The following is a 23,585-nucleotide window of genomic DNA, read 5'->3' on the forward strand; positions in this document are numbered from 1 at the left end:
CCTTTTTCATTGGCGGCCGGCATGCTTCGCCGCCGCGGCTGGGCTGCCAAGAAGATCACGCCGCCGCGCACGCCGCCATGACATGTAGATTTGCCAATGTCATCATCCGGCATTCCCGTTTGAGCCCGTCACCTCATGTCGGTCGCGTCCTTGCTGTCCGCAGTCCTCCCCGCCTCGCTGTTTTCATCCGAGTCGCGCCTTTACGACTTCGCGCTCGAAGGTGACGCCACGCCGTGGCTCGTTGAGCGCTTCCGCGCACGCGAAGCGCTCTCCGAACTGTCGAGCTGGCAGATCGATCTGCTGAGTACCGATGCCAACGTCGACACCGGCGCCCTGTTCGGCAAGCAGGCTGCCCTGAGAATCACGCTCGCCGACGGTGGCCGCATTCAGCGCTCCGGCTACGTCAGCAACGCCGTGCTTCTGGCGGCCAACGGCGGCCTTGCACGCTACCGCTTCACGCTGGTGCCCTGGCTATGGTTCGCCAACGACACGGCGCAGAGCCGCGTATTCCTCGAACAACCGCTGACGGCAATCATCGAAGCAGTGCTCGCGCCTTACGCGAGCCTGGCGCAATGGCGCCTCGCCGACGAGGTGCCCGCCTTCCTCGCCGATCTGCCGCCACGCTCGCTGTGCGTGCAGTACCGCGAAACCGACTACGCCTTCCTCTCACGCCTGCTCGCCGAAGAGGGCCTCGGCTTCTGCTTCCGCGAGCTGAACGAGGACGGTGCGGCAGCCGAAACGCTCTCGCAACAGGCCCTGCACGAATGGCTGATCTTCGCCGACGCCGCAGCGCTGCCGCAGGATCGCTGCGCAGCGTCAGCCGCCGGTGGCGCCGGCCTGCGCTTTCACCGCGCCGCCGCACCGGAGGAGCAGGACAGCATCCTCGCGTTCGGCGCCGAACGGCGCTTCGCCGCCTCCGTCACCACCCTGCTTTCAACCGACTACAAGGGCGACACCAGCATCAGCGCATCGCTACCCGCTGCGCGCTCGGTCGGCGGCCCCAACGCGCCAGCGCTGGAGGACTACGACTTCGTTGGCGCCTACGCCTTCGCCAACGCGGGCCTCGCCGAACGGTATGCGCGCCTTGCACGTGAAGCGATCGAGGCACGGCAGGAACGCTGGCTCGGTCATGCATCCGTGCGCACCCTACGCCCCGGCACCTGGTTCGATCTGAAAACAAGCCTCATCGACGACCTCGTGTCACTGCTGCCCGGCGCCGCCAGCGGCAACCAGGCGCGGCGCTTTCTCGTTTGCACCGTCGAAGCGGCCGGCAAGAACAATCTGCCCGTCGGGCTCGCCGAAGCCGCTGCTCGACTGAGACACGCCGACGACGGCGCGATGGCGCTCTCGCCCGCCTTGCTTGCGGCGAGCGACGAACATGGCTTCGCCTGCCACTTCGGCGCGCAACGCGCCGCGATCCCCTGGCACCCGCAACTCACGGATGACACCGGTGCCCGCCTCAACCCGCGCCCCACCGCGTCCGGCCTGCAGCACGCCGTGGTCGTGGGCGCCAATGGCGAAGAGGTCGCCTCGGGTACGCAGGAGGTGCATACCGATGCGCTGGGCCGCATCCGTGTGCGCTTCCTGTGGCAGCAGCCGGATGACCCCGCATCATGCTGGGTGCGCGTGGTCACCCGCCACGCAGGGTCGAACGCCGGCACCCGCTTCATCCCGCGCATCGGGCAGGAAGTCCTGATCAGTTTCATGAACGGCGACATCGATCGGCCGGTGTGCGTCGGCGCGGCCTTCAACGGCCGCGGCGAGAACGGCGTCGCACCCTCCCCCGGCGGCCGTGCCAGTGCGCCCGATCCGAACGTCTTCACGCTGGCGAACGATCGCGCTGCAAGCGCGCAGGGCAACCTCACTGGGGGCCATGCACCGCTGTGGCATGCCGCCGGTGCGGGCGATGCGAACCACCGCAACGCGGGCGCGCTCTCCGGCATCCGCAGTCGTGCCTGGGGGGGTGGCGGCTGGAGCGAGCTGGTGTTCGACGACTCCGACAATCAGCTGCGCACGCAAGTCAGCACCACACAGCAGGCAACAAGCCTCGCGCTGGGTCACCTGATCCACACCCGTGACAACTATCGCGGCAGCTTCCGCGGCAAGGGCTTCGAGCTGCGCACCGACGCTTACGGCGCGATCAACGGCGGACGTGGCGTCCTGCTCTCCACCTACGCACAGCGCGGCAGCGAAGTTGCAGGCGACAACGCGGCCGGCGTCGCGCTCGCGCGCCAGGCACAGAAGCTGGCCGAAGCGATGAACAGCGCCGCGAAGACGCATCAGACGGTGCCCTACGCGAGCCATGTCGGGGCAGTACGCGCCAACGCCTGCACCCTGACGCCGCAAAAGTCGCTCGCCGCCGCACTCACCGAAGCGCTCTCCGGTTGCGTCGCCCCGGAAGACCTCGGCGCCGCCTACAGCGATGCCGCGCTACCGATCAAGAAGCAAGGCGTGCCACACAGCGCTGCAGCGCTGCTCGCCATCTCCGGCAAAGCCGGCATCGCGCTCACCGCCGCCGACAGCATCACGCTCGCCGCCAACGAAACGGCCTTGTTCGCCACTGGCGCGAATCAGGAGTGGGTTACGCAAGGCAACACGCGGCTGCATACCGGCCAGACGCTTGGCATCCTCGCCGGTGCCGAAAAGGCAGGAGAGGGCGGCATGGGCCTGTCGATGATCGCCGGCGCCGGCCCGCTGCGGCTCGAAGCCCACAGCGACATCCTGCAGATCGCGGCGAAGGACGATCTGAAGATCCTCTCCGCCAACGCCTCCGCCGACTTCGCCGCCGCCAAGAAGATCCACCTCGCCACCGCCGGTGGCGCAGCGATCACCATCGAAGGCGGCAACATCACGGTGCAGTGTCCGGGGACGCTCACGGTGCATGCGAGTCAGAAGAGCTTTGCGGGGCCCGGCAAGCTGAACCCGCCCTTGCCCGATTTTCCGAAGTCGATCTGCGTGGAATGCATGATGAAGGCAATGCAGAACGGCGCGCCGTTTGCGCGGCAAGGAGCTTGAAATGCGGATTGATCCCTTGCCCCCTTCGAACATCGCGGTGCTGACCGAGGCGCTGCGTCGACACACCTGCGCGGTGGATACATCGGATGCGCCCGACGCACACATCTACGCCGTGGTGGACCAACTGTTTTTGCCTGACGCAGAAAGTCGGCGCCGACTGGCCATTTCGCAATGGCCAAACCACAACTTGCTGGACCACCTTGGCGGTGCTGGCGACCATCACTCCGTGTTTCTGGTTGCACTGCCCAAGAACGGCGAGCGCTTGAGCGCCGCCATCAGAAGACTCTGCCAAGCGTGCGACGGGCGGCCGATGCTGAGCTTTGTCGTATCGCGCGCGCCATTCGCGGCACTCGCCGAACATCTACGCAAGTACACGGAAGCCCGCCTGGCGCCGGACGACGACGAGTACCTGCTTCGCATCGGGGATACCCGCGTTCTGAGCGCCATTCTCAACAGCCTGGGCGATGCTCAACGCGTGACCCTGCTCGCGCCTCTAATTGCCTGGCTGCACATTGACCGCAACGGAAGCCTCATTGAAACCCCCGGTCTTGACAGCCCCGACCGGCTGGCGCACGACATGCCACACCTCGCTCCTGAGCACTGGCAAGCGCTGATCGACGCGGCCTGGCCTGATGCCGTCCTCGCGCAACTTGATCCACTGGCACCCGCCGCATGGCAGGCGGATCTGCCATCGCGGCGGCACGCCGCCGTCACGCAGTGGCTGATGGAAGCCACAGAGATTGGGCATGACGACCCGGCAACGCAGATTGCATACTGCCTGAGCCAGCTAGAAATCTGATCGAACAAAAGACACCCCATGGCACCGTCCAAAACCCAACACCTTTGCTGCGGTTTGCTTATTGCCTTTGGCATCACCATCCCCCGCGCTTGCAATCCACTCGACTCTGCGTCCAGCGAGAAAAAGGAAGGCCCGAACACCTTTACGGCGTCGACCTATTCGCTCAACTACAGCAGCAAGTATTTCTTTGATTACACGGTTTACGACACAACCGATAGCAAAATGCCCGCGATTGGTGGCGCGGCGGTCGACCCTTTGGGGGGCGGAGACCAGGGCTGCTGCATCGCTTTGCCGAAGATGTGGCGCCCCGGATTGAAGGTACTGATCAAATGGAGTTACGCGGACCGCGAAAAGATCCACGAAGCGTACTCACGGGAATTCGAAATCCCGCGCTACGCTGAACCTGGCAACCTGTTCGTGACGTTCTACGACGCCAATGACGTCGAACTGGTCGTATCCCGCTACGAAGCAGGCCATCCGCAATGGCCGGGGCGGATCAAGACCGACCCGATGAGCCATTGCCTCGCGACCGAAGCCAACAAGAAACAGTGTGAGCAGTGGTCGGCCAGGAACATGACCAGGCCATCCCCGCAGGTGCTGCTAAAGCACTGCAATTTTCAGAACCCGAGTGAGGCATGCCAGTTCTTAATCTCCAGTTGTGTCGAGGAATTTGGAGAAGAGGCGTGCTCTGAGAAATCGGTCAGTGGTGGAGACGATAAGTGAACGTTCGCTTGGCAGAGCCCTGCAGGGAAACGCACCTCGAACCAACTCCGACAGAGTGGGCAATAAGGCGCAAACTCGAACCACCTATCTTCCCTTGCAAAGCCGACCCTGCCCCATGCCATCAAGAAATCTTCTTAAGCTTTTTCTTCGACGGCACGAACAACAACAAGTACCGCGATACGCCCAATCAAGCGCAAAGCAACGTCGCACGCCTGTTCGAAGCCTGCATCGGCGGCCCGCGCAAATCAAACTCCGGAGATCCGATGCACAAGAAAAGCATGCTCCTGGCTCTTGCCGCTTGCGTGATCGCCCTCAGCGCCTGCAAGCCGATCAGCTCTGTTTCTAGCGAGAAGAATAAGAAAGAAGATCCGAATACCTTTACGGCGTCGACCTATTCGCTCAACTACAGCAGCAAGTATTTCTTTGATTACACGGTGTATGACGCAACGGTACCGACGTTGCCGGCCATCGGCGGTGCGTCGGTGACCCCTCTGGGCGGGGGCGATCAAGGCTGTTGCATCGCTCTGCCCAAAGTGTGGCGCCCCGGACTGAAGGTGCTGATCAAGTGGAGCAATAGCGACCGGGACAAAACCTTCGACGAGTACTCGCGGGAGTTCGAGATCCCGCGCTACACCGAGCCGGGCAACCTGTTCGTCACGTTCTACGACGCGAATGACGTTGAGCTGGTCGTCTCCCGCTATGAAGCAGGCCATCCACAATGGCCGGGGCGGATAAAGGCCGACCCGATGAGCTATTGCCTCGCAACCGAGTCAAAGACGAGACAGTGCGAGCAATGGTCGGCGCGGAACATGACGCGAATGCAACCACCACAGCTACTCGAAGGTTGCGATCTGCACAACCCAGACGACATCTGCAAGGATTTGTTAAGGAGTTGCATCGTCGAGTTCGGTCCGGAAGCCTGTTCTGAAGAGGGCATTAAAACCGCGAAGGAAGTGCAATGAGCGTCCGTCTTGCGGAACCATGCAGAGATCAACCGCTCTCGTTTACGAAGGCCGAACGCTCAATCGCACTGCAACTCAATCCCGCTCAAATCTGCACAAAGAACAACCCCGCCCCCTGCAATCAGGACATCTTCCTGAGCTTTTTCTTCGACGGTACGAACAACAACAAGTACCGCGACACGCCCAATCAAGCGCAGAGCAACGTCGCACGCCTGTTCGAAGCCTGCATCGGCACCCCGACGCTGATCAAACCGACTTACGGCGGTGAGGCGGACAAGCCGGATTTGAATGGAGCGCCAACAGGCGCAGAGGCGTACTACCGCAAGACCTACATTCCCGGGCTCGGCACCGCGTTCAAAGAAATCGATGACAGTGGCGTAGGGGCGGACCGTACCGGCGGGCTGGCCGCAGCGCTGCAAGGGGAGGCTCGCGTGGTGTGGGCGCTGCTGCAGGTGACCGAACACTTGCACGTGATCCTTTCCGGGGGCAGCTCGATTGCGGGCGCCGCAAACGACGGCAACGTCGCGCGGCAATGCCAGACGAGCCAGGTCATGGTGCGGAACCTGGGCGACGCGCTGATTGCCGGCCTATCCGTGGCGCCGCCAGCCGAGCGCGCCAAAGCGCTTGCGCGAATGAGCGCACGGCAACAGCGGCTTGAAGTGCTGCAAGGGCGGGCAAAGACGCTTGAAGCGTCCAATCCAGTCAAGACGAGGCTGACCACCAAGAGCAAGCCCAAGATCACCCGCATCCGGATTTCGGTCTTTGGCTTCTCACGAGGCGCAGCCGAAGCGCGCGTCTTTGTGAACTGGCTGCTGGAGGCTTACGGAAGCCGCATTGCGGGCATCCCGTTGCAGATCGACTTCCTCGGCGTGTTCGATACCGTTGCGTCGGTGGGCCTCGCGCACGGCGTACTGGTGGCCGACGGCCACATGGGCTGGGCGGATGGCGAGAACATGGTCGTACCCGAATCAGTCAGGCGCTGTGTTCACCTGGCTGCGGCACACGAAGTGCGCGGCAGCTTCCCGCTCGACTCGGTGTGTATCGGCGACGAATTGCCATCGAACTGCAAGGAGATCATCTACCCCGGAGTCCACTCGGATGTGGGGGGTGGATATCCGCCGCACGACCAAGGGCGCTCGACAAGCGATGCAGACAAACTCTCACAGATCCCGCTGGCGCAGATGTATCGCGAGGCACTCATCGCAGGGGTGCCGCTGAGGCTTGAGGCAGACCTCGGTGCAAAGGTCAAAGCAACGTTCAATATCTCCGAGTCGCTTAAGAGCGCATTCAACGCCTACATCGCCGCAACCCGAACCGGCAAGGTCGCACCAGCGGGCATGAAGGACCCGATGTTCCCGGAAGAAACGCAGCCCGCAGGGACCGTCGAGCAGATCATGCACAAGCAGTACGGCCACTACCTTGCATGGCGCAAGCTGAGGCTTGGCAACATCCATGCACAGAAGAACGTGCAGGAGGCGAGAACGGGCTCGCGCGTGCAAGACATTGCCGACCTTAAACTCGCGGACGAAGAGTTGCGCGAAGAGCTCGCCCTGCTGAACACGCCGGTATGGCGACGCGCGCTTTCGGCCACTTCCCTGCTGGGCGCCATTGAAGCAGCCGCTCAGCAAGAAAAGTTCGCAGACTGGGGCGAGATTCGTCCGATCTGGGAGCACGCCCATCTCACTCCGCAGAATGACCAGGCGGTCATCGAACTCTTCGATCGCTATGTCCATGACTCGCGCGCGTGGTTCAAGATTCTCGCGAGCGATGATGCAGACTGGTTCGACAGTGTCGGCCCGAACGGAGAAAAGAAAGAAGGCGAGCTCGCAAGAAAGACCAAGGCAAGAATCAAAGAGCTTGAGCAGGAGCGGGCGCAACTGGTGCGCAACGCCGAGCAGCTGCGCGCTGCAAAACCGCAAACTGTGTCCGCCGTTGGCAATTTGGCGACAGCGCGCTCCGGGCCGGCTTACAACGTGATGGTAGCCCCCCAGTCGGACCAAATGCGTGCCCAGTGGCTGGCCGCCACCGAAGCGCGAATCGCGGCATGCGACAAGGAAATCGCCGCCTACAAGAACGGCACAAAGACCTTCCTGAACCGCGGCGCGATGAATCACGAGATGTATTCGATGTGGGGCTACCTGCGCTGGCGCCGTATCTACACGACCGGTTCGCCACGCCCGCCCAAGCTCGTGTACAAGCCTGTCGATCGTGCCGCGGCGCTCAAAGCGCTGGATCAACGCCAGCGCGACTACATGGCCGCATTGCGCAAGGGGATTGATGAGGCGCGCGCAAACGTTCAGGCGCAGAACGGTGATTTGGCGGCCTTCGACCGTTCACAGCAGTACATCATGGAATACACCAGCGCATGGATGGCCAAGGAGCGGGCGGCAATCTGAAGCCAAGCACCATGCTTGTTGCCGCGCGCTGTTTCCCTGTGCCGGACGTTCAGTCGAATGAGAACCCCGAGAGAAATGAACAAACACTTGAAGTGGACCACCCGCTGCGCACTTTCGGTGCTCGCACTGTCACTCATCGTCGGCGGTTGCAAGAGCCGCGAGGAGCAGTTGGAAGCCGAGCGTACGCAAGGCGCCAAGTTGGTGGAGGACCAGGCTGCCAAAGCAAAGGGCATCGGCCAGGCGCTTCAAAATGATGGTCAGAAGGCAGCCGAAGAGGTTGCGGCAGGTGTCGGCAAGGTATTCAGCGGTGTCACGCAAGGCCTGGACCGCGCGGCCGAAGTGCACATCGTCGTGGATGGTGGCGCAGAAAAGCTCGGGCTGAAGAGTGAACGGGCCGTGTTGGAAGTTGGATCCTCCGGCTCGAAGAATGCACTGAAGGCTTACGTGCTGGCATCGCAGAAGTTCAAGGGCACGCTACACGTACGCGGGCTTGACGCACATAACCGTGAAGTGGGTCGCAGCGCAAAGGTCGAATACGCGTTGGACGCGGACGACGCGCAGTATCTGCATTTTGAGTTCGACGCCGCGACGCCCATGACGCGCGTCGCGAAATGGGTGCTGTGGGCAACAGCCTCCTGAGCTGAGAGGCGATCGGACATAACAACGGCGGCGCGCGCCGCCTCGGCCGCCAACGCGATCGCCTTGTCGCGCTCTGTGCGCCATCGCGACTTTGCGGCACACTGAGGCGACTCCCTTTTTCGCTCGCCGCAATGACGCGCCTCCGGATCTGCTCGTACAACATCCACAAGGGTTTCTCGCAGTTCAACCGCCGCATGGTGATTCATGACCTGCGCGAGCGGCTGCGGGGGTTGAATTCGGATGTGGTGTTCTTGCAGGAGGTGCAGGGGCTGCATCTGGGGCATCAGGCGCAGCACGACGACTGGCCGGCGATGCCGCAGCACGAGTTTCTCGCGCAGGGCAACTGGCAGCAAACGGCGTATGGCGGTAACGCGGTGTATCGGCAGGGGCACCACGGCAATGCGCTCATTTCGAAGCTGCCGATCCTGACCGCGGATAACCAGGATGTGTCGCTGACCCGCTTCGAGCGACGCGGCCTGCTGCATTGTGTGCTGGGCATGGACAACGGTGTGCCGCTGCACGCGATCTGTGTGCATGTGTCGCTGACCGATGCGCAACGTCGGCGCCAGCTCTCTAGCCTGATCGAGCGGGTGCATGAGGAGATTCCGCCGGACGCGCCGGTGATCATTGCCGGTGACTTCAACGATTGGCACAGCAAGGCGAACGAGTGGCTCGCGCGCCAGCTCGGTATGCAGGAGGTGTTTACCGAACTGACGGGGCGGCCGGCGCGCAGCTTCCCGAGCAAGCTGCCTTTGCTCACGCTCGATCGGATCTACGTACGCCACCTGCGCCCCACCCAGGCCGAAGTGTTGCGCGGCCATGGCTGGGCGAACGTATCGGACCATGCGCCGCTCACTGCGGAGCTGGTCTACACCGGCTGACATGCCTGCGCCGCTGCTCCCCGGTAACGCCCTGACGCTGCTCGAATGCGGTGCGGAGTACTTCCCCGCGCTGATCGCTGCAATCGACGCCGCGCGCATCGAAGTGCACCTGGAGACCTACATTTACGCCAGCGATGCGACGGGTGAGGCGGTCACTGCGGCGCTCAGCCGGGCGGCAGCGCGCGGCTGCGCGGTACGGGTGCTGGTGGATGGCTTCGGAGGCCGCGATTTTGTCGATCACACTGCGCCACGGCTCCGAGAGGCCGGCGTCGAAGTGCTGATCTACCGGCAGGAGCTGCGCGCCCTGCGCTTTCGCCGCCACCGCCTGCGTCGATTGCACCGCAAGCTGGCAGTCATCGACGCACGGATTGCCTTCGTTGGCGGCATCAACATCATCGACGACATGGATACGGCCGGCCAGACACCACCGCGCTTCGACTACGCGGTGAAGGTGGAAGGCCCGCTGCTGGGCCCGATCCACACCTCGGTGCACCGAGTGTGGTGGCTGGTGAGTTGGGCCGGTTTGCGCGAGCGCCCAGCCTGGCAAAGCGAACTGGCGGCCTCCCCCTTGCCGGTTGGCGCGGTACGCGCCGCCTTCGTAGTGCGCAACAACCTGCGCAACCGGCGCGACATCGAGAACGCCTACCTCGATGCGATCGCTCAGGCGCGGCGCGAGATCGTGATTGCGAACGCCTACTTCTTGCCCGGCCGGCGCTTCCGCCAGGCCCTGATCGAAGCTGCGCGGCGGGGTTGCAACGTGGTGCTGCTGTTGCAAGGTCGCGTGGAGTACGTATTGCTGCACTACGCCACGCGGGCCCTCTATCCGCACCTGCTGGCCGGCGGTGTGCGCATCTTCGAATACCGCAAGAGCTTCCTTCACGCAAAGGTGGCGGTATGCGACGGGCACTGGGCGACGGTGGGTTCATCCAACATCGACCCCTTCAGCCTGATGCTCGCGCGCGAGGCGAATGTGGTGGTCCGTGACGTCGGCTTTGCGGGTGAGCTGCGTTCAAGTCTTGAACATGCGATGCAGGATGGCGCGGTGGAGTTGCTGCTGGCCGAACACCAGCGCGCCCCGTGGTACCGGCGTTTCGCGAGCTGGGGCGCGTACATGCTGGTGCGCGCGATGATGGGTATTGTCGGCGTGCGAGCCGCCGATCGCGGCCCCCCGGGGTAATGTCCCCGCCCCGTCACGGGGGCGCCTGCATTTCGCTCCTACTCTCTGCACTTCGCGCCACGCTGGCGTCGGTTCGTCTTGGCACACTGGTGGATCACTACGGCCGCAAGGCATCATCTCGGCATGAAACCATGCACCCAAAACCCGGTTCCGCCGCGGCACTACCTGAAGGAAGTGCCGCTGCTGCTCGTCTTCAACACCGTATTCGCCGCGCTGTGGACAACCGTGTCGGGCAGCGGCTTCCGCGAAGCTCTGTTGTATAGCCAGTGCATTGGCGGGCTCTGTTATCTGTCATCCATCCCGATCCGCTACATCCGCTACCCCGCCCTGAAGTTCGCCTGGGGCATTGCTGGCGGCGCGCTCGGTGTGGTCGGCGGTCTCATGCTCGCCACGGCCCTCCGCGGCTACCCGGCCACCGCGGCGCTGACGCAATCGCCCTACGCCTGGCGACTGACATTTGGTTTCTCGGCCATCGCGTTTGCCGTCTGCTTCGCATTCTTCTGGTGGCGCGAAGTCGCAGAGCGCCGCGCGGCGGAGCTCGCCACCCGCGCCGCGCAGGCCGACTTCGCGCGTACCGAAGCCGAACGTGCCGCCGCGAGCGCGCAGCTGGCCGCGCTGCAGGCACAGATCGAACCGCATTTCCTGTTCAACACCCTCGCCAACCTGCGCAGCCTGATCGGCCGCGACCCCGAACTGGCGCGCACCCTGCTCGATCGCCTGATCGAATGGTTGCGCGCCACGCTGCAGGCCTCGCGCACACCGCACATGACGCTGGCCGCCGAGTTCGATCTTCTGAGCGCCTACCTCGACATCCAGCGCATCCGCATGGGCGGCAGGCTGACGTTCGAGATCCATATTGACCAGGCTTTGCGCGAGCTACCGCTCCCGCCGCTGCTGCTGCAGCCGCTGGTGGAAAACGCCATCGCTCACGGCATCGAACAGAAGGCCGGTCCGGCGCACATTGCCCTGCTTGCCGAACAGCACAACGGCTGGGTGCGCCTCTCGGTCACCGATGATGGCGTCGGCCTCGGCGCGTCGACAACGCACGGCACCGGCCTCGGGCTGGAGAATGTGCAAGCGCGCCTGGCTTCATGCTTTGGCGACGATGCGCGTCTGTCGGTCGAAGGCGCGCCGGCCGGCGGCGTGCGTGCAAGCATCGAGATTGCAGCCCATCGTGCCGGAGTGCCCGCATGACCACGACCATCCGCGCCGTCGTTGCTGACGACGAACCCTTGCTGCGCGCCGACCTTGTCGACACCCTGCAGCAACTGTGGCCCGCCCTGCAGATCGTTGCGGAAGCCGGTGACGGTGACAGCGCTTTGGCCGCCTGCCGTGCGCAGCGCCCGGACATCGCGTTTCTCGACATACGCATGCCGGGGCAGTCCGGCATGTCGGTCGCGCAACGCTTGCTCGACGAAGGGATCGCGCCGTTGGTGGTGTTCGTCACCGCGTATGACAGCTTTGCGGTGGAGGCATTCGAACGCGAAGCGGTGGACTACCTGCTCAAGCCCTTCACCACGCAGCGGCTGGAATACTGCATCGCAAAGCTGCGCAAGCGCCTGGAACAACCTTCCGCAGCGCCGGATCTTGGCAGCCTGATCGCAGCGCTGCAGCGTGGTGTCGCGCCCGCGCAGCCGGCCCGGCTCAACTGGGTGCGCGCAGCCGTCGGCGATACGGTGAAGATGCTCGCCGTGAAGGACGTGGTGTATTTCGCCGCCACCGACAAATATGTGGCGGTGTTCACGCAGGAAGGTGAGTCACTGATCCGCACGCCCTTGAAAGAGCTGCTGGATCAGCTGGACCCGGCAGACTTCCAGCAGGTTCATCGCGGCCTCATCGTGAACCTGCGCCATGTGCAGAGCGCGCGGCCGGACGGCAATGGCCGCGTGCAGCTCAAGCTCACCGGCCGGCCCGAGACGCTGACCGTATCGCGCAGCTACGCCCACCTGTTCCGGCAGATGTAGCCGCGCGGCGCGCTCAGAGGTTCTCTTCCTTCTGGGTGAAGTCGTGGCGGCTGTCGCGGGTGTTCTTCTGCACGGCCACTGCGGCAAACAGGCTCAGCGCGAAGGCCATCGCGTAGAAACCCTTCTCGCTCGGCGCCAGTGTGGCGTTCCATAGCCCCACGCAGAGCAGCAGGATCGATACCGCCACCGATACCCAGGCGAGGCCGAAGTAGATGCCGGTGACCGGAATGCCTTCAAGCCTGTCGCGCACACTCTTCTGCAGCGACACCGCCGCGAACAGGCCGTACAGGATCAGCGTGAAGTAGTAGCCCTTCTCGTTGAGCTGCATCTGTGCATTCCACAGGCCGGCGCAGTAGGCGCCAACGCCCAGGAACAACGCGATCCAAGATGCGCCGACGAACGCGGCGGACGGTTTGTAAAGTTCGCTTGCCATGTTTCCTCTTGGTTTGATTTCAGTCTTCGTTGCCGGGTTGCATTGTCAATTGAGCGCGCTCGCGGCGCGAGACACAAATGCAGCCGGCAGCGACAGATTCCGCGCCGCACGCGCTGCCCGCAAGGGGGTGCGGCGCCGGTATCAGAACATGCGCCGGACGGGATCGCCTACGCGTGCCCACCTCGGCCGCCGCGCCACGCTCAAGGCAGCAGCGTCACGTCGAGCGCCTCATCAACGCTACGCTCGCCAAGCCGCAGCGTGACACCGCCCTCGCTGGCATACCAGCCCACCGTTGAGCCCGCCGCATCCGCGGCCGGCAACACAGCGCCGCCAACGCGCACTTCACGCACGCCGGCACCGCCGAGCAGGAATTCCAGCGTGAGCTTGCGTTTGGCCGTGGCGCCGCTACGGTTGTCCGGCTGCAGCGTAAATCGCACTTCGCCGGCGCCACCGCGCTGTGCGGTCAGTGCGGTGCGCGCCACCTGCCCCGCTTCATAGCCACGCGTGACGCCGTCGTCCTCGACCAGCGTGAAGCGGCTCACGGTGGCGGCTGGCACGATGCGCACGAGCAGATCGTCGAACCAGTGGATCGCACGATCGCGCGGGTCACCAAGGTGCGCAGGTGCGTCGCGCAGCATCGGCACGATCGCCCCTTCGCGCAGGAAGATCGGCGCGCGCAACTGATCGGCCACCAGCAGATTCTCCTGGCTGAGCGCCCCCTGCGAATCGATCCGCCGAGCAGGGGCATAGAAGTCAGTCCAGGCACCCGCGGGCAGATACACGCCCATCGTCGCGTCGGTACCACTCGGTGCACCAAACAGCAACCAGGGGCCGATCATCTTGGTGGTGACGACGCTGCGCGCGGCCTTGTCTTGCTGGAAGTAGTACGCGAGCGGCGGGAACATTGCATCACCCTGATCGTGGGCCGCGTGCGCCAGGCTGTACAGATAGGGCACCAGGCGGTAACGCAATTTCAGCGCGGCGAGATTGCTTGCCGCATCGCCGATGCGGTCCGGCGCCGTCTCGGTGCAGTTGCAGAGGTTCTGCACATGCGGCCGCAGCGGCACATCAAGCAAGGCGCTGGTCGCGAACCAGCGGGTGTAGAGCTTCGACAGCGGCGCGCCACCCATGCCGGCACGATCGAATCCGCCGACATCGGAGCCGTAGTAGTCGAAGCCCGAGAGGCTCATGTTGGCCTGTGCCGTCATCTGTGCGCCGAGCGCAGCGAACGAGGACTGCACATCGCCCGACCAGGTTGCAACGCCGAAGCGCTGGCTGCCCGCGGCGCCTGAACGGCTCAGTATCCACGGCCGCCGCTCCGGGTGCGTGCGTGCGGTGTCGGCCGCGATGCTGCGGCTCCAGAAGAAGTTGAGCAGGTTGTGCACGTCAGCATGGCGAGTCGGATGTGCGCCGTACCAGTCGATGCCGAAGTACTGCGACGAAGGGCTGAACATCTCGGGTTCGCCAAGGTCGGTCCAATGGCCCAGCACGCCGTCGTTGATCAAGGCCACACGCTTGGCGTCGTGCCACCAACTGCCCGCACCGGGGTTGGACCAGTCGATCATGCCGCCGATGCCCCACCAAGGGTTGCTGCTGAGCACCGTTGCCTCGGTGCACGGCGGCGCGCAGTCCATGGCGAGGTGACGTTGATCCGCCAGCGCGCGGAACTCGGACAGCGCCGCGCCGATGTAGCTTTCCTCGATCAGCACGGTGCCAACGCCGTTCGCGGCATAGCCGGCGAGTTTGGCGGCCGGATCGGGGAACTTGCCGGTCGCCCAGCTGAGCTTGCCCATCGACGTCGTTTGCGAACCGCTGTTGATGCCACCGAACCATTGCAGATCCAGCACCGCGCCATCGACCGGAAAGCCCTTGCCGTGCAGCGTGGCAAGCTTGTCGTCGAGCTCTGCCCAGTTGTCGTAGCCGTACTCGGATATCCAGAGGCCGAATGCCTTCAAGGGTGGCACCGGCGGCGTGCCGGTGAGCGACACGTAATCGCGCCGCAGATCAGGCAGGTCGGCACCAGTGAACACGAAGAGGCCCAGCGAGGGCGAAGGGCTGTCGAGCGTCCAGTTCGCCGCTCGAAGATCAAAACTCAGCGGATAGGCGGAGTCGACGAACAAGCCCCAGTTGCGACGCCCCTCGCCGAGCACATAGGCCACCGGCACTTGCATGTCGCCAGAGGCAGAGATGTCGGAGTACGTCATCGCATTGCCGTAGCGGCTCGCCGGCACGCGCTGTGTGCCAAGCCAGGAAGGTGACCTCCCCGCGCCGCTGACGAGGCGTTCGCCCAGCCCCAGCACCTCGGTCGCGCCCTCGCCGGAAAGTGTCAAGCGTAGTCGCTCGGTCTGCCAGTCCTGCACGCACAGCCGTGTCAGCACGCGTTGCTCTGGTTGCCTAGCCGACACGCGCCAGCAGCCTTGATCGAGCTCCACCATCAGCTCGTCGGTCGTGAGGCGCTTGGCGTCCGCATCCCAAGCGTAGCTCGCCGGCCCGCTGAAGTTGCGCGGCGCGATCATCGGCGAGAGGAAGGGCGTGCCCGGTTCGATCTGCGCGCTGTAGGCAACATGCAGCATGTCGCCGCGCAGCAGTGTGAGCATCACTTGATGGCCGGCCTGGCTCAGGCGCACTTGCGGCGTCGCCGATTCGAAGTAGCTGACCTCCGCGGGTGGCGTGGTAGGTGCCGGCGTCGCCGCGCTGGCGCCGCCACCGCCGCAACCCGCCAACAGCAGACTGCCGGCACTGATCAGCGCCGCCCAGCCGCGCGCTTGCATGGTTTCACTTCGCATCGGAATCACCCTTCTAATTGATCAGTTGCAGCTTTCCGTTGCGCCGTCGCGAATCAGATCGGGCAGCATCAACATCGGCGTGACAAAGCATTTCACCGCGCCGGCGCTGTCGCGCTTCGCCCGCGTCATCCACTCTGCCATGAAGCGATCGTCGCCGATCGGCAGGAAGCTCATCGGTGCGCGCCCGTTGCCAAAGCTCAGCATCAGCCGATCACCCGCCATGCTCATCGTGACGGTGAGGTTGTTTTCGCCACGATACGTGCCGACGTAGTCGGCGGCGTTGATCAGCGTCGTCTCCTCACTCGCGTCCGGGCGCGACTGCGCGAGCATCCAGCCGATCGGTTCGGCTTGCAGCGCCTCCCATTGCGTTTCGCCGTGGCCCTTGTTGGTCTCGTGATAGTCGGGTTGGCCGCCGGCGCCGCGCAGGATCGCCACCGGGTTGCGTGCCCAGGCAATCGGCACGCTCTGATCTGGAACCCCCGCGTACACCCGCATCGGCGTATCGATGATGCGGGCGAAGCTGGCTCCCCAGTCGGCCGCAGTCGTGATCGGCTGGTGGCGATCGTAGGAGTCCGTGTCGTTCGACAGCCCACCCACGACCGGCATCACCGCGGCAAAGCGCTTCGGGTAGGCCAGCACCATGCTCCAGGACCCGAATCCGCCAAGACTGCCGCCAGTAATGCTGACGCGGGTCTTGTCCACCGCGAAGCGCTGTTCGACATCGCGGATCACCATGTCGATGAAGGCCGGGTCGTGCCAGTCGACCTTATGGCCATGGGTATTCACATCCTGCTGGGGCTGCACAACGATCGCCGGCAGCCCTTTCTGGTTGTCCTTCATGTAGCCCATGATGCCCTGTTGACTCAGGCTACTGAGCACCAGGCCGGAAAACGGCTGCGACCCATGCAGATAGATGATCAGCGGCCATTTCGCCGTCGCGTCGTCGCCGTAACCCTTGGGCAGGTAGAGCAGGTAGTTCGACGCACCGTCGACCGGCGTCGCCAGTTTCTCCTGCGTCACCGTGATCGTATCGCCGGCAATCGGCGGCGTAACCGTGCCGGTTCCGTCGCCACCACCACCGCAGGCCGCAAGCAGCAAGAGGGCCAGCAGGCTGGCCGTACGCAGAATCCTCGAACGCATTATTTCTCCTCAACGCAAAGGGCGGACATGGGCGCACCCGCCGTGGCGGCTGCCACTCGACAGCACGGGTAAGGCCACGCGGATGTACCCGAACTGGATCCGTGTCACCGCAGGAGACAGCTCCAGCGGCAGCTTCATTTGCGCAGGCGTTTGAGGCCACGCCGACTCGCGGCGTGGGCGCGGCGATAGGGCTGCCGCGCACAGGACCCGCAGCACATCGGGGCGCCGCGTAGCCTGTCTGGCCCGCAGTGTAGTCGCTGGCCCTGCGCGCTGTCGGCAACAATGACGAACGAATCACGGACTTTTGACACGGCGCAGACCAGCGCCTACCGCTTCCCGTTGCGGCGCGCCCCGGCTACGCTTGCGGCCTTACCCCGCAGAACGAGGGGGGGGAACAGCAGATCGGGGTCATCATGCGCATTGCCTTCGTATCGGATATCCACGGCAACCTGCCCGCACTCGAAGCGGTGGTCGCGGACATCCGCGGCCACGGCGCGGACCTCATCGCGAACCTTGGTGACAGCCTTTCGGGCCCGCTGCTGCCGCGTGAGACCGCGCAGTACCTGATCGCCGCCGGCTGGCCCACACTGGCCGGCAACCACGAGCGCCAACTGCTGACACAAGCTCCCGACCACCAGGGCGCGTCGGACGCCTACGCTTTCTCCCAACTGGGCGAGGCCGAGTTCGCCTGGATGCGCAGCCAGCCCGGCACGCTGCAACTGCAGCCGGATGTATTCGTCTGCCACGGCACGCCTGCGAGCGACCTCGAGTATTTCTTCGAAACGCTCACCCCTGCCGGCGCACGCATCGCCAACGCCGCCGAAGTCCGCGCACGGCTCGGCAACCAGAGAGCGCCCCTTGTCGTGTGCGGCCACTCTCACATGCCGCGGATGCTCCGCCTTGACGAGCAATGGCTGCTCAATCCCGGCAGCGTCGGGCTACAGGCCTTCCGCGGCGAATACCCCTATCCGCACACGATAGAAACCGGCTCGCCGGACGCCCGCTACGCGATCGCCGAACAGCGCGGTAGCGTCTGGCATCTGTCGCTGCACGCCGTACCCTACGACTTCGAGTCGATGGCGCAACTGGCCGAAACGCACGGCCGACCGGAATGGGCGCAGGCGCTGCGCTCCGGTTATATCGGGTGAGCCTCGCATTCGGCGCGTGCGCGGCGTTGCGCAATCACGCGCAGTCGGAATTAGCGCCGCCGCTGCGCCAGCAAGCGATCCAGCGCGGCACCAAAGGCGCGCGTATCCGCTGCGGAGAAGCCGGCCGGCCCGCCGGTTTCGACACCGGAATCACGCAGGCCCTGCATGAAGTCGCGCATCGAAAGCCGCTCGCGGATGTTGTCCTTCGTCAGCCGTTCCCCGCGCGGGTCCAGTACCAGGCCACCGCGCTCGATCACCTGTGAGGCGAGCGGGATGTCGGCGGTGATCACCAGATCGCCAGGCGACACGCGCTGCGCGATCTCGTCGTCCGCCACATCGAAGCCCTTGGGTACCTGCACCGAGCGGATGTAGGGCGATGGCGGCACCGCGATCATCTGGTTCGCGATCAGGGTCACCGGAATCGTCGTGCGGGTAGCTGCACGGAACAGGATCTCGCGTATCACGCGCGGGCAGGCGTCGGCATCAACCCAAATCTGCATGGTGGGCGTCTCAGTTTCTGAAGCACACAGAATACGACAGACGCTGCATGGAAGAACCCGCTTGTCGCGGCGGTAGAATGCCAAATGGCAAAACAGCGCCCGCCCAGCACAACGGTATTGCCGGCACGCGCGCCCCTGTTTGCATGGAGGCCTCATGAAGCATACGTTTCCCGAGCCCGCACAACAGCATGTCTGGGACACCGTCGTAGCACTCAATGCCGCGTGGACTTTCGGCGACCCCGACGAGCTGTCCGCCTACTTTCACCCCCGCATGGTTGCCATCACGCCGGGCGACCGCTGGCGCCGCCTCGGCGCCGAGCAATGCATCGCCGGCTGGAAGGGCTTCCGCGAAGCCGCGCAGATCCACCGCTTCGATGTGACCGAACCGGTGGTCGACGTATTCGGCGACGCGGCGGTGGTGAGCTACTACTACGACATGTCCTTCGACATGGGTGGGCAAACCATCGACACCGGCGGGCGCGACCTGTTCTTCCTGGTGCGCGAAGGCGCTCGCTGGTGGGTCGTCGCGGACCAGTTCTCGCCCTATCCCTCGAGCTGAACGCTGCGCCGCGCCTGCAGACATCTGGCCACACAGGAGGAACGATGCCCGCCTTTCAACTCGCCCAGCTCAATATCGCGCACCTGCTCGAACCGCTCGACTCGCCACGTCTGGCGGACTTTGTCGCCAACCTCGAACGGATCAACCAACTGGCCGAACAATCGCCCGGCTTCGTCTGGCGCCTGCAGGATGAAGCGGGCGACGCCACGGCGATGCGGCCGTTCGCGGACGACGTGATCGTCAACATGTCCGTGTGGCAGGACATCGCAGCGCTGCACACGTTCGCCTTCCGCTCGGCGCATGCCGACATCCTGCGCCGGCGCCGCGAATGGTTTGCACGCATGGCCGATGCGTACGCTGTGCTGTGGTGGGTGCCCGCGAATCATCGCCCCAGCATGGAGGAAGCAGCCGAGCGCCTCGCCAGCCTTCGCGCACACGGCCCAACGGAATTCGCATTCACCTTCCGCGACGCCTTCCCCGCCCCCGCTGCGTGACGAAGTTTGACACTCACCGCATCGGCGGCGTGGAAAACTGCGCAGGCCCAGCTTTGCATTGCGCACTACGCTAGCGTGTGCCTGCCCTGCAGGTGATCGGCCACATCAGAAGAAGTGGCCAACACGCCACTCAGCTTCGCATCCACGCACATGAACACGCGCTCGAACTCCCCCTGGGGCGCCACGCTGCCCCTCAAGTCACTCCGCAGCACCCCGCCGAAGCAACGCCTCAACGGCTGGTGGCTCGAGCACGCGCCGGGGCAATCCAACGCCACCGGCATCATCGGTGCCTTCGTGCACACCGCAGCCGGCAAAACGAGCTCGGTCATCGACATCGATGCAGAAACGCGCCGCGTAAAAACCAAAAGCGGCACAATCTACGAACTGGGCTTGCCCGACACCGCTTTTGCGCGTGAGAACAGCCGCCTGCTGCGCGAACTCGGGCTGATCTAGCAAGCACGCGACACCTTCACCGGGCGGCGCCACGGCGGCGTAAAGTGCGGGCTCCCACACTACGCAGCCTGCCCGATGCCTGTCACCACAAACGCCTTTGGCCAGCCCGTTGGCGCCGAAGTTCCGAACTGGTCGCCGCCGCCTTGGCCAGGCGGCGTTGCACTGCAGGGCCGTTTCTGCCGCGTCGAACCACTCGACCCCGCACGCCACGCGGAAGAACTATTCGCGGCTGACGCGCTGGATCACGACGGCAGCAGCTGGACCTACCTGCCCTACGGCCCCTTCACGTCGCTCGACGAATACCGGGCCTGGTTGACCGACATGGCTGCAGGGCAAGACCCCTGCTTCTACGCGATCGTGGATGCCGCAACCGGTCGCGCAGTCGGCGTGTGCAGCTACTTGCGCATCGACCCCGCTGCCGGGCCGATCGAGGTGGGTCACCTGCACTTCTCGCCGCTGCTGCAGGGCAAACCCGCCGCCACCGAGGCGATGTTCCTGATGATGCAGCAGGCGTTCGCGCTTGGTTACCGGCGCTATGAGTGGAAGTGCAATTCACTCAATGAGCCTTCCCGCCGCGCCGCGCTGCGGCTCGGTTTCACCTACGAAGGCTGCTTTCGGCAGGCGCGCATTGATCGCGGCCGCAACCGCGACACCACGTGGTATTCGGTCATCGATGCGGAGTGGCCGGCGCTGAAAGCACTGTTCGAACAATGGCTCGCGCCGGAGAATTTCGACGAGGACGGTCGCCAACGGGTCGCGCTGTCGGCACTGACCGCCTCGCTGCACGACGCGGACGCCAAGGCCTGAGCGTGCCGCGCTAAACTCGTCGGCATGGTTTCACCCAGCCCAACGCACCCCGCCCCGCCCGAAGACCACCGCCCTCGCGTGGCTGCCGAGCGGCGCGAGCGGACGCGGGCGCGGCTGATCGCCAGCGCGCTCGTCGTGATCGCGCAGCGTGGCCTGGAGCCGGGCGTGATCGACGAAGTGATCACCGCAGCGGGCGTCGCGCGCGGTACGTTCTACAACTACTTCCGCACGCATGAAGCGCTCTGGGCTGGCGTGGCGGAGGCCGTCAGCAACGAGATCGTTCGTGTCATCGACCCCCTCGTCTTGCTGCACCGAGACCCGGCGGCGAGACTCGCAGCCGGCTTGCGCTATGCCTTGCGGCTTGCGAAGACATACCCGCTGTTCGCCACCTTTGTGGTGCGCGGTGGCCACGCGGCCATCCGCCAGGGCGGCCAAGCCACCCAGAACGTCATGCGCGACATCGACGCGGGGATCGCGACCGGTCGCTTTGCCGCTTTGCCGGCTGCACTGATCCTCGATCTTGTTTTCGGTTCGGTTGTCGCGGCGTTTGCCACGGTGCAATCCGGTAACGCCCCCAATGACTACCCGGAGCAGTTCGCGCAGGCATTACTCCAAGCGCTCGGTGTGCCGCGGGCAGCCGCTCAGCGCCATGCGACATGCGCGCTCGCGCCAATCGAGATTCCCGCGGACTCCCTGCTCGCCCACGCCCGCAGGGCCGCCGACACCACCTCGACACCGAAACCGGCGCGCCCAAACCAAAAGTGACACCTGTGTCACTTTGATCGTTGCGGCAGACTCGATGCGCCCGACGACCGACGGCATTCGAACCGCCGGCGCCACCCTACTGCGCGCAGCCGGCGCGCCCCCACGAGGAGATCCGTATGTCGCACGATCGCGTTCCACCCGAACAGCCCGCCGGGCTCACCCGCCGCGAATTTCTGTCGCTGACTGGAGCGGCCGCCGTAGCAGCCCCGCTGTTGGGCAGTTCCAGCTCAGCGGCCGCCGCCGCACCAACTGGCCGCGCATCGAAGCCGGCACGCAGCGCGGGTAAGGCGCCCAACATCCTGTTCGTGTTCACCGACCAGGAACGCCACATCACCCAATGGCCGAAGGGTTACACACTGCCGGGTCACGAACTGCTCGCCAAGCGCGGGGTGCGCTTTGACCAGCACTACTGCCCGGCGGTGATGTGCACCAGTTCGCGTGCGGTCATGATGACCGGCCTGCAAACCCCCGATAACCGCATGTTCGAGAACGCCGACATGCCCTACGTCGAAGCCCTCTCGACCAAGGTGCCCACAGTCGGCCACATGCTGCGCAAGGCCGGCTACTACACCGCCTACAAAGGCAAATGGCACCTGAATGCGGCATTCGACACCGAAGCGCCCGATCAGTTGTTCACCAAGGAGATGGATGCCTACGGCTTCTCCGACTTCGTTTGGCCGGGCGATGTGCTGGTGCACACGCTGGGCGGCTACAAGCACGACCACATGATCGCCGGCAGCGCGGTGTCCTGGCTTCGAGAAAAGGGCCAGGCACTGCAGAGCGACGGCAAGCCCTGGGCGCTGTTCGTAAGCCTGGTGAACCCGCACGACATCATGTACTTCAACACCGACGCGCCGGGCGAGAAGGTTCAGGACACCGGGCACCTGCTGATGCATGCAGCGCGCGCGCCGGAGCACCCCGCCTACCGCACGCGCTGGAATGCACCGCTGCCGGCGTCGCTGCGGCAACCTCTCGACACCGCCGGCCGCCCAGGCGCGCACCGCGAATTCCTCCGTGCCTGGGGATACACCTTGGGCACGATTCCGCTTGAGGCGGAACGCTGGCAACGCTTCTCGGACTTCTATCTGAACTCGATCCGCTCGGTCGACGCGCAACTCAAGCGGATGCTCGACGAACTCGACGCATTGGGCCTCGCCGACGACACGATCGTCGTTTTCACCTCCGACCACGGCGAGATGGGCGGCGCCCATGGTCTGCGCGGCAAGGGGCCGTTTGCATATCAGGAGTCGATCCATGTGCCGATGTATGTCGCCCACCCCGACGTGCGCGGCGGACAGTCTTGCAAGGCGCTGACCGGCCACATCGACATCGTGCCGACGCTCCTATCGCTTGCTGGCGTTGATGCCACGCGCGCGAGCGAACTGGCGGGCCGTGATCTGCCGGGCCGCGACTTCTCGCCAGCCCTCTCCAAACCGGCCACTGCTGGGGTACATGCGGTGCGCGATGCCGTGCTGTTCACCTACAGCGGCATCGCGACCAACGACAGCGAGGTCACCCGCATCGTGTCCGAGGCGCGCGCTGCCGGTCAGGACCCGAAAAACGCGATGGCCGCCGCCGGCTACCGGCCCAACCTGCGCAAGCGCGGCAGCCTGCGCACCACGTTCGACGGCCGCTACAAGCTCACGCGCTACTTCTCGCCGATCGAACGCCACCGCCCCACGAATCTCGATGAGCTCTTCGCGCGCAACGACGTCGAGCTGTTCGATCTACAAAACGATCCGCAGGAGATGCAGAACCTGGCGCTGGACCGCGCCAAACACGCGAGCGTGCTTGAATCGATGCGGGAGAAGCTCGAGCAACAGATCGTGCGCGAGATTGGTGTCGACGATGGGCGTGAGATGCCGGACTTCGACGGCATCAAGTGGCAGATCGACCGCCTGGACCTGTAATCGTCGAGCGGGGCGGGCGCCTTTTCAAAGAGCC

21 protein-coding genes are annotated in these 23,585 nt (G+C 64.7%); 17 read left to right on the forward strand and 4 right to left on the reverse strand.

Annotated features, from left to right (window positions below; genetic code table 11):
• The first annotated feature begins 135 nt into the window (after positions 1-135).
• The 10 genes from ACE3P0_RS13320 to ACE3P0_RS13365 all read left to right on the forward strand — a co-directional run bounded on the left by ACE3P0_RS13320 (position 136) and on the right by ACE3P0_RS13365 (position 12,556).
• Positions 136-3,015 carry a type VI secretion system Vgr family protein gene (locus tag ACE3P0_RS13320; RefSeq protein WP_374403146.1) on the forward strand — a complete coding sequence of 960 codons (2,880 nt, stop codon included), beginning with the start codon at positions 136-138 and terminating at the stop codon, positions 3,013-3,015.
• Position 3,016: 1 nt separating this feature from the next.
• The gene (locus tag ACE3P0_RS13325; protein WP_374403147.1) at positions 3,017-3,814 is read left to right on the forward strand and encodes a DUF4123 domain-containing protein; all 798 of its coding nucleotides are present in this window, start codon (positions 3,017-3,019) and stop codon (positions 3,812-3,814) included.
• A gap of 18 nt (positions 3,815-3,832) precedes the next feature.
• Positions 3,833-4,537, forward strand: a complete 705-nt coding sequence (locus ACE3P0_RS13330; protein ID WP_374403149.1) for a DUF3304 domain-containing protein — start codon at positions 3,833-3,835, stop codon at positions 4,535-4,537.
• Positions 4,534-5,499, forward strand: coding sequence for a DUF3304 domain-containing protein (locus ACE3P0_RS13335; protein WP_374403150.1), 966 nt, complete (start codon positions 4,534-4,536; stop codon positions 5,497-5,499). Before ACE3P0_RS13330 ends, ACE3P0_RS13335 begins: the two co-directional genes overlap by 4 nt.
• Positions 5,496-7,895, forward strand: a complete 2,400-nt coding sequence (locus ACE3P0_RS13340) for a DUF2235 domain-containing protein (RefSeq protein ID WP_374403151.1) — start codon at positions 5,496-5,498, stop codon at positions 7,893-7,895. The genes ACE3P0_RS13335 and ACE3P0_RS13340 overlap by 4 nt, the downstream gene beginning before the upstream one ends.
• Before the next feature lie 18 nt (positions 7,896-7,913).
• Complete coding sequence (locus ACE3P0_RS13345; RefSeq protein WP_374403152.1) at positions 7,914-8,534, forward strand: hypothetical protein; 621 nt, start codon at positions 7,914-7,916, stop codon at positions 8,532-8,534.
• Positions 8,535-8,665: 131 nt separating this feature from the next.
• A complete protein-coding gene (locus ACE3P0_RS13350; RefSeq protein ID WP_206254019.1) occupies positions 8,666-9,415 on the forward strand; it encodes an endonuclease/exonuclease/phosphatase family protein in 750 nt (249 codons plus the stop codon).
• 1 nt (position 9,416) lies between these two features.
• Positions 9,417-10,592 carry a cardiolipin synthase ClsB gene (gene clsB, locus ACE3P0_RS13355; RefSeq protein WP_374403155.1) on the forward strand — a complete coding sequence of 392 codons (1,176 nt, stop codon included), beginning with the start codon at positions 9,417-9,419 and terminating at the stop codon, positions 10,590-10,592.
• A 123-nt stretch (positions 10,593-10,715) separates the two neighbouring features.
• Entirely contained in the window at positions 10,716-11,786 is a 1,071-nt protein-coding gene (locus ACE3P0_RS13360; RefSeq protein ID WP_374403156.1) for a sensor histidine kinase, read from the forward strand.
• Complete coding sequence (locus ACE3P0_RS13365) at positions 11,783-12,556, forward strand: LytR/AlgR family response regulator transcription factor (protein ID WP_374403157.1); 774 nt, start codon at positions 11,783-11,785, stop codon at positions 12,554-12,556. Before ACE3P0_RS13360 ends, ACE3P0_RS13365 begins: the two co-directional genes overlap by 4 nt.
• 13 nt (positions 12,557-12,569) lie before the next feature.
• On the opposite strand, the gene yiaA is transcribed toward ACE3P0_RS13365, so the two are convergent.
• From yiaA to ACE3P0_RS13380, 3 genes are all read right to left on the reverse strand, one after another.
• Complete coding sequence (gene yiaA, locus ACE3P0_RS13370; RefSeq protein WP_374403159.1) at positions 12,570-12,989, reverse strand: inner membrane protein YiaA; 420 nt, start codon at positions 12,987-12,989, stop codon at positions 12,570-12,572.
• Between the two features lie 200 nt (positions 12,990-13,189).
• Complete coding sequence (locus ACE3P0_RS13375) at positions 13,190-15,775, reverse strand: TIM-barrel domain-containing protein (RefSeq protein ID WP_374403160.1); 2,586 nt, start codon at positions 15,773-15,775, stop codon at positions 13,190-13,192.
• 21 nt (positions 15,776-15,796) lie between these two features.
• A complete protein-coding gene (locus ACE3P0_RS13380) occupies positions 15,797-16,915 on the reverse strand; it encodes an alpha/beta hydrolase-fold protein (protein ID WP_374403161.1) in 1,119 nt (372 codons plus the stop codon).
• A gap of 413 nt (positions 16,916-17,328) precedes the next feature.
• Here ACE3P0_RS13380 and ACE3P0_RS13385 point away from each other — a divergent pair, with 413 nt between their 5' ends.
• Positions 17,329-18,063 (forward strand): metallophosphoesterase, encoded by a 735-nt coding sequence (locus tag ACE3P0_RS13385; RefSeq protein ID WP_374403162.1) that lies wholly within the window; start codon positions 17,329-17,331, stop codon positions 18,061-18,063.
• Positions 18,064-18,113: 50 nt separating this feature from the next.
• Here ACE3P0_RS13385 and ACE3P0_RS13390 read toward each other — a convergent pair whose 3' ends face one another.
• Complete coding sequence (locus tag ACE3P0_RS13390) at positions 18,114-18,563, reverse strand: YaiI/YqxD family protein (protein ID WP_374403164.1); 450 nt, start codon at positions 18,561-18,563, stop codon at positions 18,114-18,116.
• Between the two features lie 154 nt (positions 18,564-18,717).
• On the opposite strand from ACE3P0_RS13390, the gene ACE3P0_RS13395 reads away from it, so the two are divergent.
• From ACE3P0_RS13395 to ACE3P0_RS13420, 6 genes are all read left to right on the forward strand, one after another.
• A complete protein-coding gene (locus ACE3P0_RS13395) occupies positions 18,718-19,122 on the forward strand; it encodes a DUF4440 domain-containing protein (RefSeq protein ID WP_374403166.1) in 405 nt (134 codons plus the stop codon).
• Between the two features lie 44 nt (positions 19,123-19,166).
• Positions 19,167-19,616, forward strand: a complete 450-nt coding sequence (locus ACE3P0_RS13400; RefSeq protein ID WP_374403167.1) for a DUF3291 domain-containing protein — start codon at positions 19,167-19,169, stop codon at positions 19,614-19,616.
• A gap of 150 nt (positions 19,617-19,766) precedes the next feature.
• Positions 19,767-20,069 (forward strand): hypothetical protein, encoded by a 303-nt coding sequence (locus ACE3P0_RS13405; protein WP_374403168.1) that lies wholly within the window; start codon positions 19,767-19,769, stop codon positions 20,067-20,069.
• 75 nt (positions 20,070-20,144) lie between these two features.
• A complete protein-coding gene (locus ACE3P0_RS13410; RefSeq protein ID WP_374403170.1) occupies positions 20,145-20,876 on the forward strand; it encodes a GNAT family N-acetyltransferase in 732 nt (243 codons plus the stop codon).
• A 24-nt stretch (positions 20,877-20,900) separates the two neighbouring features.
• Positions 20,901-21,641: a TetR/AcrR family transcriptional regulator gene (locus tag ACE3P0_RS13415; protein WP_374403171.1), complete on the forward strand. Its 741-nt coding sequence runs from the start codon at positions 20,901-20,903 to the stop codon at positions 21,639-21,641.
• A gap of 116 nt (positions 21,642-21,757) precedes the next feature.
• The gene (locus tag ACE3P0_RS13420) at positions 21,758-23,551 is read left to right on the forward strand and encodes a sulfatase-like hydrolase/transferase (protein WP_374403172.1); all 1,794 of its coding nucleotides are present in this window, start codon (positions 21,758-21,760) and stop codon (positions 23,549-23,551) included.
• The last annotated feature ends 34 nt before the right edge of the window (positions 23,552-23,585 follow it).

Source organism: Niveibacterium sp., assembly GCF_041909475.1.
GTDB lineage: Bacteria > Pseudomonadota > Gammaproteobacteria > Burkholderiales > Rhodocyclaceae > Niveibacterium.

What these genes read in the sequence shown, in the direction of transcription:
- ACE3P0_RS13320 (WP_374403146.1), top strand. Translation starts at nt 136, where the DNA reads ATGTCGGTCGCGTCCTTGCTGTCCGCAGTCCTCCCCGCCTCGCTGTTT.
- ACE3P0_RS13340 (WP_374403151.1), top strand. Translation starts at nt 5,496, where the DNA reads ATGAGCGTCCGTCTTGCGGAACCATGCAGAGATCAACCGCTCTCGTTT.
- ACE3P0_RS13385 (WP_374403162.1), top strand. Translation starts at nt 17,329, where the DNA reads ATGCGCATTGCCTTCGTATCGGATATCCACGGCAACCTGCCCGCACTC.
- ACE3P0_RS13365 (WP_374403157.1), top strand. Translation starts at nt 11,783, where the DNA reads ATGACCACGACCATCCGCGCCGTCGTTGCTGACGACGAACCCTTGCTG.
- ACE3P0_RS13415 (WP_374403171.1), top strand. Translation starts at nt 20,901, where the DNA reads ATGGTTTCACCCAGCCCAACGCACCCCGCCCCGCCCGAAGACCACCGC.
- ACE3P0_RS13350 (WP_206254019.1), top strand. Translation starts at nt 8,666, where the DNA reads ATGACGCGCCTCCGGATCTGCTCGTACAACATCCACAAGGGTTTCTCG.
- ACE3P0_RS13375 (WP_374403160.1), bottom strand. Translation starts at nt 15,775, where the DNA reads ATGCGAAGTGAAACCATGCAAGCGCGCGGCTGGGCGGCGCTGATCAGT.
- ACE3P0_RS13400 (WP_374403167.1), top strand. Translation starts at nt 19,167, where the DNA reads ATGCCCGCCTTTCAACTCGCCCAGCTCAATATCGCGCACCTGCTCGAA.
- ACE3P0_RS13420 (WP_374403172.1), top strand. Translation starts at nt 21,758, where the DNA reads ATGTCGCACGATCGCGTTCCACCCGAACAGCCCGCCGGGCTCACCCGC.
- ACE3P0_RS13380 (WP_374403161.1), bottom strand. Translation starts at nt 16,915, where the DNA reads ATGCGTTCGAGGATTCTGCGTACGGCCAGCCTGCTGGCCCTCTTGCTG.
- clsB (WP_374403155.1), top strand. Translation starts at nt 9,417, where the DNA reads ATGCCTGCGCCGCTGCTCCCCGGTAACGCCCTGACGCTGCTCGAATGC.
- ACE3P0_RS13405 (WP_374403168.1), top strand. Translation starts at nt 19,767, where the DNA reads ATGAACACGCGCTCGAACTCCCCCTGGGGCGCCACGCTGCCCCTCAAG.
- ACE3P0_RS13360 (WP_374403156.1), top strand. Translation starts at nt 10,716, where the DNA reads ATGAAACCATGCACCCAAAACCCGGTTCCGCCGCGGCACTACCTGAAG.
- ACE3P0_RS13395 (WP_374403166.1), top strand. Translation starts at nt 18,718, where the DNA reads ATGAAGCATACGTTTCCCGAGCCCGCACAACAGCATGTCTGGGACACC.
- yiaA (WP_374403159.1), bottom strand. Translation starts at nt 12,989, where the DNA reads ATGGCAAGCGAACTTTACAAACCGTCCGCCGCGTTCGTCGGCGCATCT.
- ACE3P0_RS13410 (WP_374403170.1), top strand. Translation starts at nt 20,145, where the DNA reads ATGCCTGTCACCACAAACGCCTTTGGCCAGCCCGTTGGCGCCGAAGTT.
- ACE3P0_RS13390 (WP_374403164.1), bottom strand. Translation starts at nt 18,563, where the DNA reads ATGCAGATTTGGGTTGATGCCGACGCCTGCCCGCGCGTGATACGCGAG.
- ACE3P0_RS13330 (WP_374403149.1), top strand. Translation starts at nt 3,833, where the DNA reads ATGGCACCGTCCAAAACCCAACACCTTTGCTGCGGTTTGCTTATTGCC.
- ACE3P0_RS13325 (WP_374403147.1), top strand. Translation starts at nt 3,017, where the DNA reads ATGCGGATTGATCCCTTGCCCCCTTCGAACATCGCGGTGCTGACCGAG.